Below are 16,075 nucleotides of genomic sequence, written 5' to 3' on the forward strand. Positions count from 1 at the left end.
GGTGGCGGGGCTCACAGGTTGATCATGTGGCCGGAGATGCCGTGGATGGCCTCCTTGACCGACTCGGTGAGCGTCGGGTGCGCGAAGACGTTGCGCCCGACCTCGTCCGCGGTCAGGTCCCACTTCTGCGCGAGCGTCAGCACCGGCAGGAGCTCGGTGACGTCGGGCCCGATCATGTGGGCGCCGAGGATCTCGTTGTGCTCCGCGTCGGCGACGACCTTGACGAAGCCGACGGCCTCGCCGAGGCCCTGGGCCTTGCCGTTGGCGCTGAAGGGGAAGGTGGCCGTCTTGACGTCGTACCCCTTGTCCTTCGCCTGCTGCTCGGAGTAGCCGAACGAGCCGATCTGCGGGTGGCAGTACGTCGCGCGCGGGACGAAGTCGAACTCGACCGGCATGGTCTCCTCGCCGGCGATGACCTCGGCCGCCACGATGCCCATGGCCTCCGCGACGTGCGCGAGCATGAACTTGCCGGTGACGTCGCCGATCGCGTAGACGCCGTCGACGTTGGTGCGGCCGTACTCGTCGATCGCGATCGCGCCGCGCTCCGTCAGCTCGACGCCCGTGGCCTCGAGGCCGTAGCCCTCGGTGCGGGGGGCGAAGCCGAACGCCGCGAGCATCTTGTCCGCCTCGAGCACCTGCTCGTCGCCGCCGGCCGCCGGGGCGACCGTGACCTTGACGCCGGAGCCCGTGTCCTCGACGCCCTTGACGGCCGTCGAGGTCAGGATCTTCACGCCGAGCTTCTTGTAGTGCTTCAGCAGCTCCTTGGACACGTCCGCGTCCTCGGTCGGCACGATCCGGTCGAGGTACTCGACGATGGTGACGTCCACACCGAAGTTCTTCATCACGTAGGCGAACTCGACGCCGATCGCGCCCGAGCCGCCGATGATGATCGAGGAGGGCAGGTTCTCGTCGAGGATCTGCTCCTCGTAGGTCACCACGTTCTCGCTGATCTCGACGCCCGGCACGGTGCGGACCTGGGCACCCGCGGCGATGATGATGTTGTCGGCCGTGTGGGTGGCGACCTCGCCGTCCTTGCCCTTCACGTCGATCGTCTTCGGGCCCGTGAAGGTGCCCCAGCCGTCGATCTCGGTGATCTTGTTCTTCTTCATCAGGTAGTGGACGCCCTTGACGATGCCGGCGCTCACCTGGCGCGAGCGCTTGTGCGTCGGGCCGTAGGACATCGTGGCGTCGCCCTCGATGCCGAACTTCGCCTTCTCGTGGGTCAGCGTGTGCGCGAGCTCCGCGTTCTTCAGCAGCGCCTTCGAGGGGATGCACCCGACGTTGAGGCAGACACCTCCCCAGTACTTCTCCTCCACGACGGCGACGGACTTGCCGAGCTGAGCAGCTCGGATCGCCGCGACGTAACCACCGGGGCCGGCACCAAGGACAAGGACATCGAAGTGGGTCACGGACCCAGCCTAGCCACTCGGACGGGCGCTTCCGACCGCCCGGGTCGTACCCGGTGGTAGGAGCCGGGTGACGTCGCCGACACCGGCGTGCCGGAGGTCACGAATGGGCTACGACCGGCCGGCCAGGCCACTTTTCCCGCGCTCCCGCGCGGGTCGCTGCCCTAGAGTCCGCCGGGTGAACGCCGCCCAGCACGCCGCCCCCGCCTCCACCGCCGCCGAGGACGCCCAGGCCGCCGCCGCGCGCCTCGCCGAGCTGACGGGCGTCGAGCAGCACGACGTCGCCGTCGTCCTGGGATCGGGCTGGCTGCCGGCCGTCGACATGCTCGGCGAGACGGTCGCGGAGATCGCCACCACGGACCTCCCCGGCTTCAGCGCGGCCGCCGTGGCCGGCCACTCCGGGAAGATCCGCTCCGTGCGCGCCGGCGACCGACGCGTGCTCGTCTTCCTCAGCCGCACGCACTTCTACGAGGGCAAGGGCGTCCGGGCGGTCGTGCACGGCGTGCGCACCGCCGCGGCCGCGGGCTGCCGCACCATCGTCCTCACCAACGGGTGCGGCGGTCTCAAGGAGACGTGGTCCCCCGGCACGCCCGTGCTCATCAGCGACCACATCAACCTGACGGCGCGCTCCCCCATCGAGGGTGCCGAGTTCGTCGACCTCACCGACCTCTACTCCTCGCGCCTGCGGGCGCTGTGCCGCGAGGTCGAGCCCCACCTCGACGAGGGCGTCTACGTGCAGTTCCCCGGGCCCCACTACGAGACGCCGGCCGAGATCGGCATGGTGCGGGCCATCGGCGGCCACCTCGTCGGCATGAGCACCACCCTCGAGGCGATCGCCGCCCGCCAGGCGGGCATGGAGATCCTCGGCATCTCGCTCGTCACCAACCTCGCCGCCGGCATCAGCGGTGAGCCGCTCGACCACGCCGAGGTGCTGGAGGCGGGTCGCTCCGCAGCCACCCGGATGGGATCCTTGCTGGGCGCGGTCGTCCCGCGCCTCTGAGCCTCGAGGAGCCGGGCCTTGCCGAAGATCACCGGGGAGTCCCTGTCGGCCCATCGCGAGCACATCCGCGAGCGGGTCTTCGCGGCCTTCGTCGAGCTGATCGGCGAGCGCAGCTTCGACGCCGTGACCATGGCGCAGCTGGCGTCGCGCGCCGGGGTCGGCCGCACGACGATCTACCACCACTTCCCCGACAAGGACGCGGTGGTCGTGGCGTTCGCGTCCCACGAGACCAACCGCTACCTCGAGAACCTGCACGAGGTCCTCGACGACGCCGGCTCCGCCACCGAGCGGCTGCGTCGCTACGTGCGTCACCACCTGGCCGAGGGCGAGCAGTTCCACCTCGGCCTCGGCCCCCAGGTCTACGGCCTGCTCTCCGACGCCTCCCTCCGCGAGATCAGGGAGCACGTCGTCGCCGTCGAGGCGGTGCTCCGCGGGATCCTGGAGGACGGTGTGGCCGACGGCGAGTTCGCCGTCACCGACGTGGACGCGGTGCTGCCGCTGGTCCACGCCTGCCTCAACCCCCGCCAGGTCCCCGCGGAGTCGGTCGTCGCCTTCGTGCTCGGCGGCGTCGGCGTTCCGCTCAGCGCACCGTGAGGGTGCGCGTGAGGCTGGAGGCGTGGAACAGCGGCGACCCGCTGTAGCGCACGTCGACCCGGTAGCTGCCCCGCGGCAGCGCCGGCAGCCCGGTGACCCGGGTGCCGTCGGCGGCGAGCTGCACCTGGCCGGAGTACCAGACCCCCCGGCCGGCCGACGTGTAGATGCTCACCGTCGCCCGACCCTGCGGCGGCGCGACGGCGGAGCTGTTCGTCCACGCGCCGATCTTGATCCGGCCCGCGCGCGTGGGCGTGGGGGTCAGCTGCACCGAGGCACCCGTCTGCGTGAGCCCCTGCGTCACCTGGAAGTCCCAGGAGGCCACGAGACCGTCACCGGGGCCCTCGGCGCTGACGGAGAGCTCGGCGACGTAGCGCCCCACCGGCACCCCCGGCGGCACGTCGAAGCGGGCCAGCTCGTCCACGACGCGCTTCGTCTGGGGCGCGCCGAGCCCGGAGAGCGTCACGGACGCGCCCTCGCTGCCGCGGACCGCGACCCAGATGCGCGACGTCGTCGCGTAGCGCTGCGTCGTCGACCCCTCGACGCCGATCGAGGCCCCCGGCTCGAGGGCGTCGAAGTCGAGCTCGAGCGGCGACTCGAGCACGGAGCCGTCGGCCGTCCAGGCGAAGACGGCGTACGCCGTGCCCCGCCGCAGGCTCGCCGCCTCGGCCCGCACGGTGTCGGTCGCCACGCCGGTCTCGCTGGCGCCGTCGGGCGCGACGTCCTCGGCGGGGACGACGGTGTGGCCCGGCAGGGTCGCCGGGTCGACCGTGAGCACGTCCGTGCCCGCCGGTGCGACCGCGAGCTGGACGGACGTCTCCGCGGGGAGGGTGATCCCGCGGACGGTGGCGAGCACCTCGAGGCCCTCGGCGTTGCTCTGCCGCAGGATGCGGTGGTCCAGCGACCCGAGCTCCGTGGCCGACGCCTCGACCGCCGTCACCACCGGTGCGCTCGCCAGGGCGGCGTGCGCCGCGACCGGTGCGACGAGCGCCGGGCCGCCGAGCGCGAGGGCGAGCACCGGTGCGAGCGCGAGACGCCTCCGGGTCGGGCGGACGGGACGCGCAGGGGTGACGGGAGCGTCGGTCATGGCTGAACCTTTCCGAGAATCAGGTCGGTGAACCGCGTCCGCCGACCCTAAGCCCGCTCGGGACGGCAGCGACACCACGAGACGGTCACGATGCGGGCGACCCCGGGACGGGGACGTTGGTACGGCGCCAGCCCGGCCCGCGCCGTACCCACCGCACATTTCGACGCCCCCGGCACGCGAAGCGCCCCGCCGCCCGGCACCGAGGCCGGGCGACGGGGCGCTGCAGGCGCGCGGGGCGGACCCGCGTCAGCGCACCGTGAAGGTGCGCTGCTGGGAGGCGCCGAGGGTGAGGCTGCTGCCGCCGTAGGAGATGTCGAGGCGGTAGCTGCCCTTCGCGAGCTTCGGCAGCTGCAGGCGAACGGTGCCGTTGGACAGCACCTTGACGCCGGAGTACCAGACACCGCGGCCGGCGGAGGTGTAGAGCCGGACGACGGCCTGACCGGCCGGACGGGCAACCTGGCCGGCGCCGTTGCCCGCGTGGGCCACGCCGACGAGCAGGTTGCCGGTGCGCGAGGGGGTCGGGGTGGTGCTCAGCGAGTGACCGAGGACCGGCTGGCCCTTGTAGACGGTGAAGGCCTGCGTGAGGACCACCGGGTCGGCGCCGTCGCTGGCGAGGGAGAACCGTGCCGTGTACGCGCCGGGCTTGAGGCCGGCGGGCACGCGGAACGCGGCACGGCCGAACTCGATGGTCGCGGTCTGCGCGGCGCCCACGCCGGTGAGCGTGACGGTGCCGGCACCGTCCTCGACGCCGTCCACCGACACGCCGACCCAGCTGGTGGTGGCGTACCGCTGGGCGACCGCACCGGCGAAGGTGAGGGTCGCGGGGGCCGGGGCCTCGAGCTGCGACCAGTCGATCTCGACCGCGGTCTCGGTGTCCTGGCTCTCGTTCGAGTGCGTGTGGGCCTGCCACGTGTAGATCGCGTACTGCTTCGTCGGGTCGAGCTCGTCCGTCGGCGCGTTCAGCACCGACGAGAACGCACCCTCGGTGATGCGGCTGGGGGTGATCCAGTCGACGGCGGCGAAGGCGTCCTGGCCCTCACGGTCCTCGACGGGCGGCAACCCGCCCGCCTCGGCGAGACCGACGTAGACGCCGTTGTCCCCCGGCTGCGTGACGGCGCGGAAGCCCTGGCCCTTCACCGAGAGCGTGAGCCCCTCGGTGGGGTTCGCGCCGATGGTCGAGTAGGTCACCGTCGGCGGGGCGACCGGGGCCGCCTGCGCGACGAACGACGAGGGGTCCTTCTGGCTGTCGCTGCCGGCGCCCGAGGCGTAGAAGTGGGCCCGGACGCCCGGGGTCAGCGCGCCGAGGAAGTCCGGGCTGAACGACTGACCGTCGACCGGCTGCCCGGACGGGATGCCGAGCGCGGTGGCCTCCGCGGACCCGGCGGGCAGGACGCCGGCCCAGTCGGGCGTGGCCGTGAGCGTGCCCACGCCGTCGCCGTCCGTCCAGCCGTCGCCGGCGTCGAACGTGGTGACGACGACCCGGGTCGGGTCCGTGCTGGCCTCGGGGCTGCTGGGGCCGGTGCTGGCGTTCCACGCGGAGACCACCGCGCTGATCTCGCCCGTGCCGTCCGCAGCGACGGTGACGACCGGGTCGGCGAGGGTGACGGTGTAGTACGTCGTCCCACCGAACGCGAACGACCCCGCGACGGACCCGTCGTAGGCCACCGACGCCTCGTCGGTGAACGGGTCGTAGGTGCCGACGCCGCCCGGGAAGGTGATGACGCCCGTGCTGGCGTCCTCGGTCGCGCCGTCGCCCAGCACGTGGGTGGACAGGTGGCTGTCGAACCGCTCCGAGATCTCCCACTGCAGGGAGAGCGGCACGGCCGACTCGGCGGCCGCGGCGGGAGCCGCGGGAGCCGCCTGCGCGGGTGCGGCGGCCAGGGCGAGCGGAGCGGTCACGAGCGCGGCGATCGTCACGGCCGCGCTCGTGCGGACGCCGCGGCGGGCACCCGAACGGGTCAGGGTGGACATGGTGGTTCCTTTCTCGGGGACGGACGCCGGGTGCGTCAGACCAGGGGGTCGGCACCCGCGGGTGCCGTGGGAGCGCCGCCCGAGCGGCGGAGGAGCAGGCGGTCCTGCGGGACGGAGAGCAGGGCGGCGGCCGCGAGCAGCAGCCCGCCGCCGAGCCACCACAGGGCGTCACCCGGACCGGCCGGGGCGTCGCCACCGGACGACGCGGACACGGCCGTGAGGTCGTGGCTGGTCGGTAGCGGCTGGGCCGCGACGGCCGCCTCCGCCACCGGTACGCCGAGGGCGGCGGGCGCGACGGACCTCGGCGTCGAGCGGGCCGGGACCGGGGAGCCACCGCGGGGGGCGGACGACCGGGCCGGCGGTGCGAGCGCCGTGTTCTCGGGGACCGTCGGCACGGCGCCGGGCACGGGCGCGGGCGTCGGCACCGGGGCGGGGACGGACGCGTCGTACGCCACGGTGAGCGGCAGGGCCACCTTGAAGGGGTCGGTGGAGGCACCGCTGGAGTACCAGAACGGACCGGTCCCGAGCTCCTCCATCATCGTGACGAAGCTCTGCGGGAAGGACCCGGCATCGGGCACGTCCGTGCGCTGGCTCGTGCCGGTCACCCGCACGCCCCGGTAGGCCGGGGTCGCGGTGAACCCGCTCGGGTCGTCCAGGTCGACGGACGGGAGGTTCGCGAGCACGACCTCCCGGGCCGGCACCTCGGTGCGCTGCGTCGGGTCGTCCCGTGACGAGGCGTAGCCGCTGACCGAGCCCGCGAGCGTGCCGGTGCCGTCGGCGGCGACGTCCAAGCGGGGGTCGGTCACGTGGAAGAAGGACCGGCCGGAGTAGTAGAGGACCGTGAAGGTGCCGGACCAGGTGATGCGGGCCGTGCCCGCCGCCCGGTCGACGGTGCCCGTGCCGCCGCGGACGACGACCTGGTGGTTGCTGAACGTCCCGGCACCGGGGTTGGTGATGGGGGTGCCGTCGCTGGTCGTGCGCCAGCCGTTCCAGACCGTCGTGCGCCAGGCCGAGCCGTCCCACTTCTCCACGCTCACGTCGCCGGCGGAGGCCCGCCACTGGTCCTGGCGGAGCAGCGCCCCGAGCCCGGGGAGCACCTTGCCGGCGGAGAAGAAGTTGAAGGAGCCGGGCTCGTGGGCCGCGTTGTTGGACTCGTTCGAGAGCCCCCAGCGCAGCACCGCGTCGTCGACCGCGACGGCGCCGTCGGTCGGCTCGGCGGTGGGCTCGCTCGTCGGCCCGCTCGTCGGCCCGCTCGTCGGCTCGGTCGTTGGCTCGGTCGTCGGCTCGGTGGTCGGCTCGGCCGTCGTCGGTGCGCTCGGCGGGTCGGAGGGAGCCGGCGTCGGGTCGGTCGACGTCGCCGCCGAGGTGGTCGCGGTGGCGCCGGTCGTCACCACCTCGGCCGCTCCGGCCGATCGCGCGCCGGGCACGCCGAGCACCGTGGAGACGGCGAGCAGGCACACGACGCTGACGCCGAGCACCGCGAGCAGCGCGGCGCGGGACGCGCGCGTCACCGGACGACCGCCCGTCGGCGCGCCAGCAGCAGCCGCGCCACCGCGGCGAGGAGCACCAGGCCGGCCGCGACGACGAACGCGACGGCGTACCGGCTCGGCTCCCCCGCGGAGGCGGCGACCGTCTCGGTCGCGTCCGTTTCGCCGGACGCGCCGGACCCGTCGACCTGCACCGCGAACCGCACGGCGAGCTCCTCCTCGAGCCCGAAGACGCGCAGCTCGTGGGTGCCGGCGCTCGTGTCGGCCGGGAGGGTGACGACGCCCGCCATGGTGCCGTCGGCGGCCACCTGGAACGGCCCCGCCGCCGCCGCGCCGTCGTCGAAGGTGACGCTCAGCTGCTGCCCGGCCGGCAGCCCGGTCGCGCGGAACGGGAGCGCCCGACCGGCGACCGCTCCCGCCCGGTCGACCTCGAGCGTCGCCGGGCCGGCCGCGACGGGTGCCGCCGCGGTCGGTGCCGTGGCGGTGGCGCCGGGAGCGGCGGCGGACGGCGCGGCACCGCCCCCGGTGCCGGCCGCCGGCTCGGCGGGGGCGTCGCCCTCGTCGTACAGGTCGGCGACGCGCACCGGGGTGAAGGTCTCGTTGCTGCTGTTGGCGACGCCGTGGGCCCCGACGGTGATGATCCCGCAGGTCACCTCGCGGCAGTCGACGGTGCGCTCGTTGCTGGAGCGGTCGTAGGCGGTGAACACGGCGCCGGGCACCGTGACCGTCGTCGACCACGAGCCGTCGGCCCCCATGAGGCCGCCGTTGGCCGAGGAGGCGGTGTCGGATCCGGGGAACGCGACGTACTTCTGGAAGCCCTGGTTGTCGGCCGCCTCGGAGTCGGGGACGTAGAAGTAGTCGACCCCCGTGCGCCCGCCGCTGCTGGGCTGCCAGCCCGACGACACGGTCCCGAAGAACACGTAGACCCCGCCGTGACCGCCCTGGACGGACTGGAAGCCGGAGCCGCGGACGGTGAGCGTCGTGGCGTAGGTCGGGTCGACGACGGCGTCCCCGTCGGGGTTGGCCACGCTGACCCGCGCGGCGGCCTGGGCGGCCGGGGCCGTGGCGACGAGGCCGACGGGCACGAGCAGGCCCGCGAGGAGGGCGAGCAGCGCGGCGCGGGGTACGGCGCGGGATGCGTTCAGGCGGCCGGGCACGGGTCCTCCTCGGGACGGGGGCGGGGCGTGGGATCGAGCGGGAGGGCGCGCGGCGCGCGCACGGGGACGACGACGAGGTGGCCGGCGTGCTCGATCACGTCGACGGCGTGCTCGTAGACCTCGGTGAGCAGGGCGGCGGTCAGCACCTCGCGCGGCGCCCCGACGGCGCGCACGCGACCGCCGCTGAGCACGCAGACGCGGTCGGCGTACGCCGCGGCCAGCGACAGGTCGTGGAGCACGACCACGACGGCGGCGCCGGCAGCGGCCTCGTCGCGGGCGACCCGGAGCACGGCCTCCTGGTGCTGGAGGTCGAGGGCCGCGGTGGGCTCGTCGAGCAGCAGGACGGGCGTGGCCTGGGCGAGCACGCGGGCGAAGGAGACCCGGGCCTGCTCGCCGCCCGAGAGGGTCGGGAAGAGCCGCGTCGCGAGGTGGGTGACGTCGGCCCGCTCCTCGGCCGCCGCGATGACCGCGAGGTCGTCGGCCGCGGCCGGGGTGCGGTGCCACGGCGCACGGCCCATCTCGACGACCTCGCGGGCCCGGAAGCCGAACGCGAGGCGCTGCTGCTGCTGGAGCACGGCCCGCGCCCGGGCCAGCTCGCGCGCCCGGACGGCCGCGACCGGGCGGCCATCGATCTCGACCGCGCCGGAGGACGGCTCGAGGTCCCCGGTGAGCACCCCGAGCAGGGTGGACTTCCCGGCGCCGTTGGGGCCGACGAGCACGAGCACCTCGCCGGGGCGGACGTCGAGGTCGACGCCGTCGAGGATGGCGCGGCCCTCGATCGTGACGCCGACGGCACGGGCGACGAGTGCCGGCGCGACGTGTCGGGCGCTCATGCCCAGCCTCCCGCGGTGCGCCGCGCGCGCCGCAGCAGCCAGAAGAAGAACGGTCCGCCGACGAGCGAGGTGAGCATGCCGATCGGCAGGTCGGCGTTGGCGATGGCCGTGCGCGCCCAGAGGTCGGCGAGCACGAGGAGGACGGCACCGCCGAGGGCGCTCGCCGGCACGAGCAGCCGGTGACCGGGACCGGCGACGAGCCGCACGAGGTGGGGAACGACGAGACCGACGAAGGCGATGACCCCGCAGAAGGCGACACCGGCGGCGGTGAGCAGTGCGACCAGGACGATGCAGACGAGGCGGAGCCGCTCGACGTCCACGCCCACGTGCCGCGCGGCGCGGTCGCCGAGGGCGAGGAGGTCGAGCTGACGCGCGAGCACGAGCGCGGCGACGATCCCGACCACGACGAGCGGGAGCACGACCTGCACCTCGGGCCAGCGGCTGCCGTTGAAGCTGCCGAGGGTCCAGAAGACGATCTCCTCGCGGGACGACGTGGTGGCGAGGAACAGCAGGAACGACAGGCCGGCGCTGGCGACCGCGTTGACCGCGATGCCCGTGAGCACGAGCGTGACCACCTCGGTGCGCCCGTTGTCGCGGGACATGACGTAGACGAGCATCGTCGTCAGGAGCCCGCCGACGAAGGCGCAGACCGCGATGGTCCACGAGCCTGCGAAGTCGAGCGAGAAGACGATGACGGCCGCCGCGGCGACGGCGGCGCCCGACGAGACGCCGACGACCCCCGGCTCCGCGAGCGGGTTGCCGAAGACCCCCTGCATGAGGGCACCCGCGGTCGCCAGTGCCGCCCCGACGAGGAGCGTCATGGTGGCCCGGGGGAACCGGACGTTCCACAGGCTGTCCTCGGCCCGCGGGTGCGACGGCAGCGGCCCGATGTCGAGGCCCGTGCGATGGAGCACCGAGCCGAGCACCTCGCTCGGCGGGATGGGGAACTGGCCGGTGGCCGCGGAGGCCACGAGGGCGACGACCAGCGCGAGCGTGAGCAGGAGGAGCAGGCCGGGGCCGACCGCCCACGCGGCGAACCGGCGCCGCGGCGGGGCTGGCGCGGTCGGGGCGGTCGCGGCGGTCGGGGCGTCCGCGGCGGCGCTCACGCGACGGATCCCGGGGCGTAGACGGCGACCGCGAGTGCGTTGAGCACCGAGGCGGTGAGGGGGCCGTAGCCGAGGATCTGGGCGTCGGCCATGTCGACGAACCGGCGGTTCTCCCCCGCCGGGGTGGCCGCGAGGGCGGGCAGGCGCTCGAGCAGGCCGTCGACCCCGCCGGCGGAGGCGAGGCCGTCGGTCATCATCAGCACCAGCTCCGGCTGGGCCGCGATGAGGCCCTCGTCGGTCACGGGGCGCATGCCGGACCAGCCGATCTCGCCGGCCACGTCGTAGCCGCCGATGGCCCGCACCAGGGCGTCGGCGCCCGAGCCCTCGCCGAACATGTAGTAGATGCCCGACGTGCCCCGCACGTAGAGGAACACCGTGCGCAGCCGCTCCCCCTCATCCGCCGGCGCGACCTCGGCGATGGCGTCGGCCACCTCGGCGACCTCGGCCTCGGTGCGCTCCGCCAGCGCCTCACCGGCGTCGGGGACGCCGAGGGCCGCGGCGACCTCGGCGGTCAGGGACGACAGGTTGTCGAGCCCGCGGTGGGAGTCGACGACGACGACGGGGATGCCGGAGTCGCGCATCTGGAGCATGACGTCCCACGGACCGAGCGAGGTGTCGGTGAGGATGAGCGTCGGGTCGAGCTCGAGGATGGCCTCGGCGTTGAGGTCGTGGCCGTTCTGCGTGACGAGCGGCAGGTCCTCGGCCTCGGCGAGCTGCGTGCTGACGTCGCGGCCGATGAGGGTGTCACCGAGACCGAGCTCGAAGACGGTGCGCGACAGCGTGCCGTAGACGTCGAGCGCGAGCACCCGGTCGACGTCCGTGATCGTGACCTCGGTGCCCTGGGCGTCGGTCACGGTGACGGGCAGGTCCGGCGTCGGGTCGGCGACGGGCTCCACCGGCGTGGGGGGCAGCACGGCGGAGACCTCGCCCTGCCAGTCGCGCACGTCCTCGAGGGTCGTCACGTCCGCCAGGGGCGGCGCCACCTCGCCGTCGCTCCCCCCGTGGCCCCCCTGGGCCGACCCTCCGACGCCGTCGAGGCCGCAGCCGGCGAGCACGAGGGCAAGGGCGCCGGCGGCGAGCACGGAGGCGCGCCGCCGCAGCGGACGTCGGGGAGCAGAGCGGAACATGCGCGGGTTCTCTCGTTCTCGTCGGGGGCCGCACCGGTTCGGGGACCGGCGGTGCGTGCTTAGGTTAGCCTAATCAAACTCAGGCTAGGCTTACCTGGGTCGGACCGCATCTTGACAGACTGTCGAGAAGATGTCGACACTTTGTCGAGAAGCCGCACCGCCCGCCACGACCGCCCGCACCACCCGACCCCACCCCGGGAGCCCCGCCATGACCGTCCTCGCCCACGATCTCGACGCTCCGCTCTCCACCGTCATGCGCGAGGGCTCCCAGGCCGAGCACACCGCCGCCGAGGGCTCCTCCTTCATGACGGAGCTGCTGGCCGGGCGGATCAGCGAAGCCGGCTACGCGGCGTACCTGCTGCGCCTGCGGCAGGTGTACGCCGCGCTGGAGGCCACCGCGCGGGCCCTCAGCGCCGAGCCGGCCGTGGCCGCCGTGTCGGACCCCGCCCTGGAGCGCCTCGACGCGATCGACGCCGACCTCGCGCACTGGGCCCCGGGGGCGACGAGCGTCGAGAGCCCCGCGGCCGCGGCGTACGCCGAGCGCATCGCCTCCGCGACCGTCTGGGCGCCGCTGTTCGTCGCCCACCACTACACGCGCTACCTGGGCGACCTCTCGGGCGGCCAGGCCATCGGCCGCATCCTCGGCCGCGAGTTCGGCCTCGTCGACGGCGTCGGCGTGGCGTTCTACGACTTCGCCGAGATCCCCAAGCCGAAGCCCTACAAGGACGGCTACCGCGCACGCCTCGACGCTCTCGACCTGACCGCCGCCGAGAAGGCGCGGGTCGTCGACGAGGTGAAGGTGGCCTTCACCCTCAACCAGGCGCTGTTCGCCGAGCTGAGCGCCGACCTGGACCGGTACCGCCGCTGACGCCCGGCGGCGTGCCCCGCCCCCGGGGTCGGCGCCGCACTAGGGTCGGGGCATGCGCGTACTCGTCACCGGCGCCGCCGGTTCCCTCGGGCAGGTCGTCGTCGCGGGGCTGCTCGACGCGGGCCACGAGGTCGTGGGCCTCGACCGGGCCCCTGCCCCCACCGGCTGGACCGTGCCGTGGCACACCGCGGACTGCGCCGACCCCGACGACGTGGCCGCCGTCTTCGCCGAGCAGACCGCCGGCAGCGCGCCGCTCGAGGCCGTCGTGCACCTGGCCGGCAACCCCGGCGAGGGCAGCCTGTCGGACTCCCTGACGTCCCACACGGTCACCACGGCCGCCCTGCTCGAGGCGATGCTCGTCCACCGCGTGGACCGCATCGTCTACGCCTCGTCCAACCACGCGGTCGGGGGCACGCCGCACGGCTCGTGCTCGCCCGCCGCGCCGCTGCCGGTGACCACGCCGCCGCGGCCCGACACCTACTACGGCGTCGCGAAGGTCGCCGCCGAGGCGCTCCTGCAGCTCTTCGCCGACCGCCACGGGGTGCACGCCGTCGCCTGCCGGATCGGGTCGTTCCTCGACGAGCCGACGACCGAGCGCCACCTCGCCACGTGGCTCTCCCCCGGCGACTGCGTGCGGATGGTGCTGGCGGCGCTCACCGTGCCCGCCCCCGGTTTCGCGACCCTCTACGGCGTCTCCGCCAACACCCGCGGCTGGTGGGACCTCGCCCCCGGCCGGGCCCTCGGCTACGAGCCGGTCGACGACGCGGAGGCGTACGCCGCGGGCATCGCCCCGCGTGCGGAGGACGAGGTCGAGGCCGCGCGGGTGGGCGGGCCGTTCGCGGCCGAGGAGTTCTGGCGCCCGGCGTTCTGAGCCGCCGGCGCTCGATCGTGCGGCGGTTCGGGTCGCCGCGCTTCACTGGGGACATGACGATCCCCCGCACCACCCTCGGCACCGCCGCGCCCCTGACCGTCTCCGCCCAGGGCCTGGGCTGCATGGGCATGAGCGAGTTCTACGGCACCGGCGACGAGGCCGAGGCGACGCGCGTCATCCACCGCGCGCTCGACCTCGGCGTCACGTTCCTCGACACGGCCGACATGTACGGCCCCTTCACCAACGAGCGTCTCGTCGGCGCCGCCATCGCCTCGAGCGCCCAGGGGCGCGACGGCGTGCAGCTCGCCACGAAATTCGGCAACGAGCGGCTGCCCGACGGCACCCGCGTCGGCATCAACGGCCGTCCCGACTACGTGCACCGTGCCTGCGATGCCTCGCTGGAGCGGCTCGGCGTCGACGTCATCGACCTCTACTACCAGCACCGGGTCGACCCCGACGTCCCCATCGAGGAGACCGTGGGGGCCATGGCGGAGCTCGTTGCCGCGGGCAAGGTGCGGTACCTCGGCCTGTCCGAGGCCGCTGCCGAGACCGTGCGGCGCGCGCACGCGGTGCACCCGATCACGGCGCTGCAGACCGAGTACTCCCTCTTCAGCCGCGACCTCGAGGACGAGATCTGGCCGGTCCTCGCGGAGCTGGGGATCGGGCTCGTGCCCTACTCCCCGCTGGGCCGCGGCCTGCTCACCGGCGCCATCACGACCGAGTCCGACCTCGCCGAGGGCGACTCGCGCCGCACGGCCTACTTCCCCCGCTTCCAGGGCGACGCCCTCGACGCCAACCTCGCCCTCGTGGCCCGGGTGCGCGCGATCGCCGACCGGCTCGGGGCCACGCCCGGCCAGCTGGCCCTCGCCTGGGTGCTCGCCCGGTCGGGCCGCGACGGCGTCGGGGTCGCCCCCATCCCCGGCACGAAGCGCATCCCCTACCTCGAGGAGAACGTCGGCGCGGGCGCCCTCACCCTCGACGACGACGTGCTGGCCGAGCTCGAGGCGGCGGTCCCGCGGGACGCGGTCGTCGGCAGCCGGTACGGCGACATGTCGAGCATCGACGCCTGACACCCCCTCGCGGACGTCATGCGCTGCGGCGCCCCCGACCGCCGGGGCGCATGACGTCCGGCGTCAGTCGGACAGCTCGACCAGGCGCGCCCGCAGACCGGCGACGCAGCCGGCCATCATGCGCGCGTGGTTCCACCGCAGGAGCGGGTCGAGGAGCCGCAGGAGCACGCCGGGCACCCGGCCGAACCAGCCGCCCAGGTCGACCTCCTGCCGGTAGTCGAGCCGGGACCCGCCGTCGGTCGCGACCACGGTGAAGCGCGCCGTACCCACCAGGTCGCCGTCGATCGCCACCTCCAGCGTCGGGAGGTCGCGCCCGGCGGCGCGCAGGTGGAGCTCGAGGTCGTAGGGCAGCGTCGAGCGGCAGAGCACCACGGCGTCGTCGTCGCCCAGCCGGCCGACGGCGACGACCTGGGGCCACCAGTCGACGTACGCCGCGAGATCGAGCAGCACCGCCGCGACGGCGTCGGGCGGGTGGGGCAGCGCCCAGCGCTCGGTGAAGACGTACGCCGCCACGCGGGCCTCAGCCGGCCGCGGCGCGGAACGCCGGGCGGCGCATCCACGAGGTGACGAGCGGGCGGTACCCCATCGAGGCCCAGAACGGCGTCGACCAGCCGCTCGCCCCGGCGTGGTGGAGCAGCATCGCCGCCCAGCCCTCCTCGGCGGCGCGCGCGTGCGCCGCGGCGGCGAGGACGCGACCGAGCCCGCTGGAGCGCAGGGCCGGCTCGACGAAGGCCTGCACGAGGTAGCCGGTGGGCGCCAGCCACGTGGCCCCGTTGACCCAGGCGGCGGCCTCCGGCGGGTTCACCTGCACGAACGCGACGGGCGCGCCGTCGACCTCGGCGATCCAGGTCCATCCCTCGTCACGCGCCAGTGCCTCCCCCAGCTCACCCGCGAGGGAGGTGCGGGCGTCGGGCCGCGGGGGCACGTAGCCGAACCGGCTCTCCCAGGCGTGGAGGTCGACGGACCGGTCGAGCAGCCACGGCAGGTCCGCCGGCGCGGCCGGGCGGATGCGTACGCCGGGGGGCGGGCGCCGCCAGTCGTCGGGGTCCTCCCGGTCGAGGCCGCGGATCGCCAGGACCGACGCCGGCCCGAAGTGGCGGGCGACCAGGGGCGCGACGAGGTCGACGTCACGACTGGCGACCACCACCGTCGCGGAGGTCTCGGCGTCGGTCGCCGCGGGGTCGGCCGCGACCTGCGCGAGCCAGCGGTCGAGCACCGCCGCCCAGGCGTCGGCGTCGGGTTCGGCGGCCCGCACCGTGAGCACGTGCGCCCGTCGGGCGACCCAGAGGAGGTCGCTCGCGCGGACGGACGCCAGTGCCCCCACGGCGCCGCTGACGAGGAGACGGTCGCCCTCCCCCGCGCTCGGCGGCGCGGGCCGCACCAGCGGGTCCACGGCGGCGAGGCGCGCAGCGTGGGCGTCGTGGAGCCGGGCCAGCCGGTCGGCGGTGTCCAGGGAGTCGCCCGCGCGGTCGTCGACAGGGGTCGGGGAGGGCACGGTCCC

Annotated in this window: 15 protein-coding genes; 5 read left to right on the forward strand and 10 right to left on the reverse strand. The window is 74.7% G+C overall.

The genetic code is table 11. The annotated features are described in order from the left end of the window. Positions 1-11: 11 nt before the first annotated feature. Complete coding sequence (gene lpdA, locus PIR53_08260) at positions 12-1,409, reverse strand: dihydrolipoyl dehydrogenase (GenBank protein WZH53971.1); 1,398 nt, start codon at positions 1,407-1,409, stop codon at positions 12-14. A 175-nt stretch (positions 1,410-1,584) separates the two neighbouring features. Here lpdA and PIR53_08265 point away from each other — a divergent pair, with 175 nt between their 5' ends. Then, positions 1,585-2,406: a purine-nucleoside phosphorylase gene (locus PIR53_08265; GenBank protein WZH53972.1), complete on the forward strand. Its 822-nt coding sequence runs from the start codon at positions 1,585-1,587 to the stop codon at positions 2,404-2,406. A gap of 18 nt (positions 2,407-2,424) precedes the next feature. Beyond that, positions 2,425-3,000, forward strand: a complete 576-nt coding sequence (locus tag PIR53_08270; GenBank protein ID WZH53973.1) for a TetR/AcrR family transcriptional regulator — start codon at positions 2,425-2,427, stop codon at positions 2,998-3,000. Here the strand turns inward: PIR53_08270 and PIR53_08275 are convergent. The 7 genes from PIR53_08275 to PIR53_08305 form a co-directional block, all read right to left on the reverse strand. Next, on the reverse strand, positions 2,987-4,084 hold the full coding sequence (locus tag PIR53_08275) for a hypothetical protein (protein WZH53974.1): 1,098 nt from the start codon (positions 4,082-4,084) through the stop codon (positions 2,987-2,989). The genes PIR53_08270 and PIR53_08275 overlap by 14 nt on opposite strands. Positions 4,085-4,330: 246 nt before the next feature. Beyond that, entirely contained in the window at positions 4,331-6,055 is a 1,725-nt protein-coding gene (locus tag PIR53_08280; protein WZH53975.1) for an HtaA domain-containing protein, read from the reverse strand. 35 nt (positions 6,056-6,090) lie between these two features. Beyond that, positions 6,091-7,566: a hypothetical protein gene (locus PIR53_08285; GenBank protein WZH53976.1), complete on the reverse strand. Its 1,476-nt coding sequence runs from the start codon at positions 7,564-7,566 to the stop codon at positions 6,091-6,093. After that, positions 7,563-8,699, reverse strand: coding sequence for a hypothetical protein (locus PIR53_08290; GenBank protein WZH53977.1), 1,137 nt, complete (start codon positions 8,697-8,699; stop codon positions 7,563-7,565). The genes PIR53_08285 and PIR53_08290 overlap by 4 nt, the downstream gene beginning before the upstream one ends. After that, the gene (locus tag PIR53_08295; protein WZH53978.1) at positions 8,684-9,532 is read right to left on the reverse strand and encodes a heme ABC transporter ATP-binding protein; all 849 of its coding nucleotides are present in this window, start codon (positions 9,530-9,532) and stop codon (positions 8,684-8,686) included. Before PIR53_08295 ends, PIR53_08290 begins: the two co-directional genes overlap by 16 nt. Next, positions 9,529-10,638: an iron ABC transporter permease gene (locus tag PIR53_08300; protein ID WZH53979.1), complete on the reverse strand. Its 1,110-nt coding sequence runs from the start codon at positions 10,636-10,638 to the stop codon at positions 9,529-9,531. Before PIR53_08300 ends, PIR53_08295 begins: the two co-directional genes overlap by 4 nt. Then, on the reverse strand, positions 10,635-11,765 hold the full coding sequence (locus tag PIR53_08305; protein ID WZH53980.1) for an ABC transporter substrate-binding protein: 1,131 nt from the start codon (positions 11,763-11,765) through the stop codon (positions 10,635-10,637). Before PIR53_08305 ends, PIR53_08300 begins: the two co-directional genes overlap by 4 nt. Before the next feature lie 208 nt (positions 11,766-11,973). Here PIR53_08305 and PIR53_08310 point away from each other — a divergent pair, with 208 nt between their 5' ends. The 3 genes from PIR53_08310 to PIR53_08320 are packed head-to-tail and all read left to right on the forward strand — an operon-like array spanning position 11,974 to position 14,574. Then, entirely contained in the window at positions 11,974-12,633 is a 660-nt protein-coding gene (locus PIR53_08310) for a biliverdin-producing heme oxygenase (protein WZH53981.1), read from the forward strand. A gap of 52 nt (positions 12,634-12,685) precedes the next feature. Then, positions 12,686-13,504 (forward strand): NAD(P)-dependent oxidoreductase, encoded by an 819-nt coding sequence (locus tag PIR53_08315; GenBank protein WZH53982.1) that lies wholly within the window; start codon positions 12,686-12,688, stop codon positions 13,502-13,504. A gap of 53 nt (positions 13,505-13,557) precedes the next feature. Then, positions 13,558-14,574 (forward strand): aldo/keto reductase, encoded by a 1,017-nt coding sequence (locus tag PIR53_08320; protein ID WZH53983.1) that lies wholly within the window; start codon positions 13,558-13,560, stop codon positions 14,572-14,574. Positions 14,575-14,637: 63 nt separating this feature from the next. On the opposite strand, the gene PIR53_08325 is transcribed toward PIR53_08320, so the two are convergent. Both PIR53_08325 and PIR53_08330 read right to left on the reverse strand, forming a co-directional pair. Next, positions 14,638-15,087, reverse strand: a complete 450-nt coding sequence (locus tag PIR53_08325) for a polyketide cyclase (GenBank protein WZH53984.1) — start codon at positions 15,085-15,087, stop codon at positions 14,638-14,640. 7 nt (positions 15,088-15,094) lie between these two features. Further along, a complete protein-coding gene (locus PIR53_08330; GenBank protein ID WZH53985.1) occupies positions 15,095-16,069 on the reverse strand; it encodes a GNAT family N-acetyltransferase in 975 nt (324 codons plus the stop codon). Positions 16,070-16,075 lie beyond the last annotated feature (6 nt).

The sequence above is a fragment of the Nocardioides alkalitolerans genome (assembly GCA_038184435.1).
GTDB lineage: Bacteria > Actinomycetota > Actinomycetes > Propionibacteriales > Nocardioidaceae > Nocardioides > Nocardioides alkalitolerans_A.

Excerpts from the sequence above, each read along its gene's own strand:
- PIR53_08275 (WZH53974.1), bottom strand. The coding sequence starts at position 4,084 with ATGACCGACGCTCCCGTCACCCCTGCGCGTCCCGTCCGCCCGACCCGG.
- PIR53_08280 (WZH53975.1), bottom strand. The coding sequence starts at position 6,055 with ATGTCCACCCTGACCCGTTCGGGTGCCCGCCGCGGCGTCCGCACGAGC.
- PIR53_08295 (WZH53978.1), bottom strand. The coding sequence starts at position 9,532 with ATGAGCGCCCGACACGTCGCGCCGGCACTCGTCGCCCGTGCCGTCGGC.
- PIR53_08305 (WZH53980.1), bottom strand. The coding sequence starts at position 11,765 with ATGTTCCGCTCTGCTCCCCGACGTCCGCTGCGGCGGCGCGCCTCCGTG.
- PIR53_08310 (WZH53981.1), top strand. The coding sequence starts at position 11,974 with ATGACCGTCCTCGCCCACGATCTCGACGCTCCGCTCTCCACCGTCATG.
- PIR53_08315 (WZH53982.1), top strand. The coding sequence starts at position 12,686 with ATGCGCGTACTCGTCACCGGCGCCGCCGGTTCCCTCGGGCAGGTCGTC.
- PIR53_08320 (WZH53983.1), top strand. The coding sequence starts at position 13,558 with ATGACGATCCCCCGCACCACCCTCGGCACCGCCGCGCCCCTGACCGTC.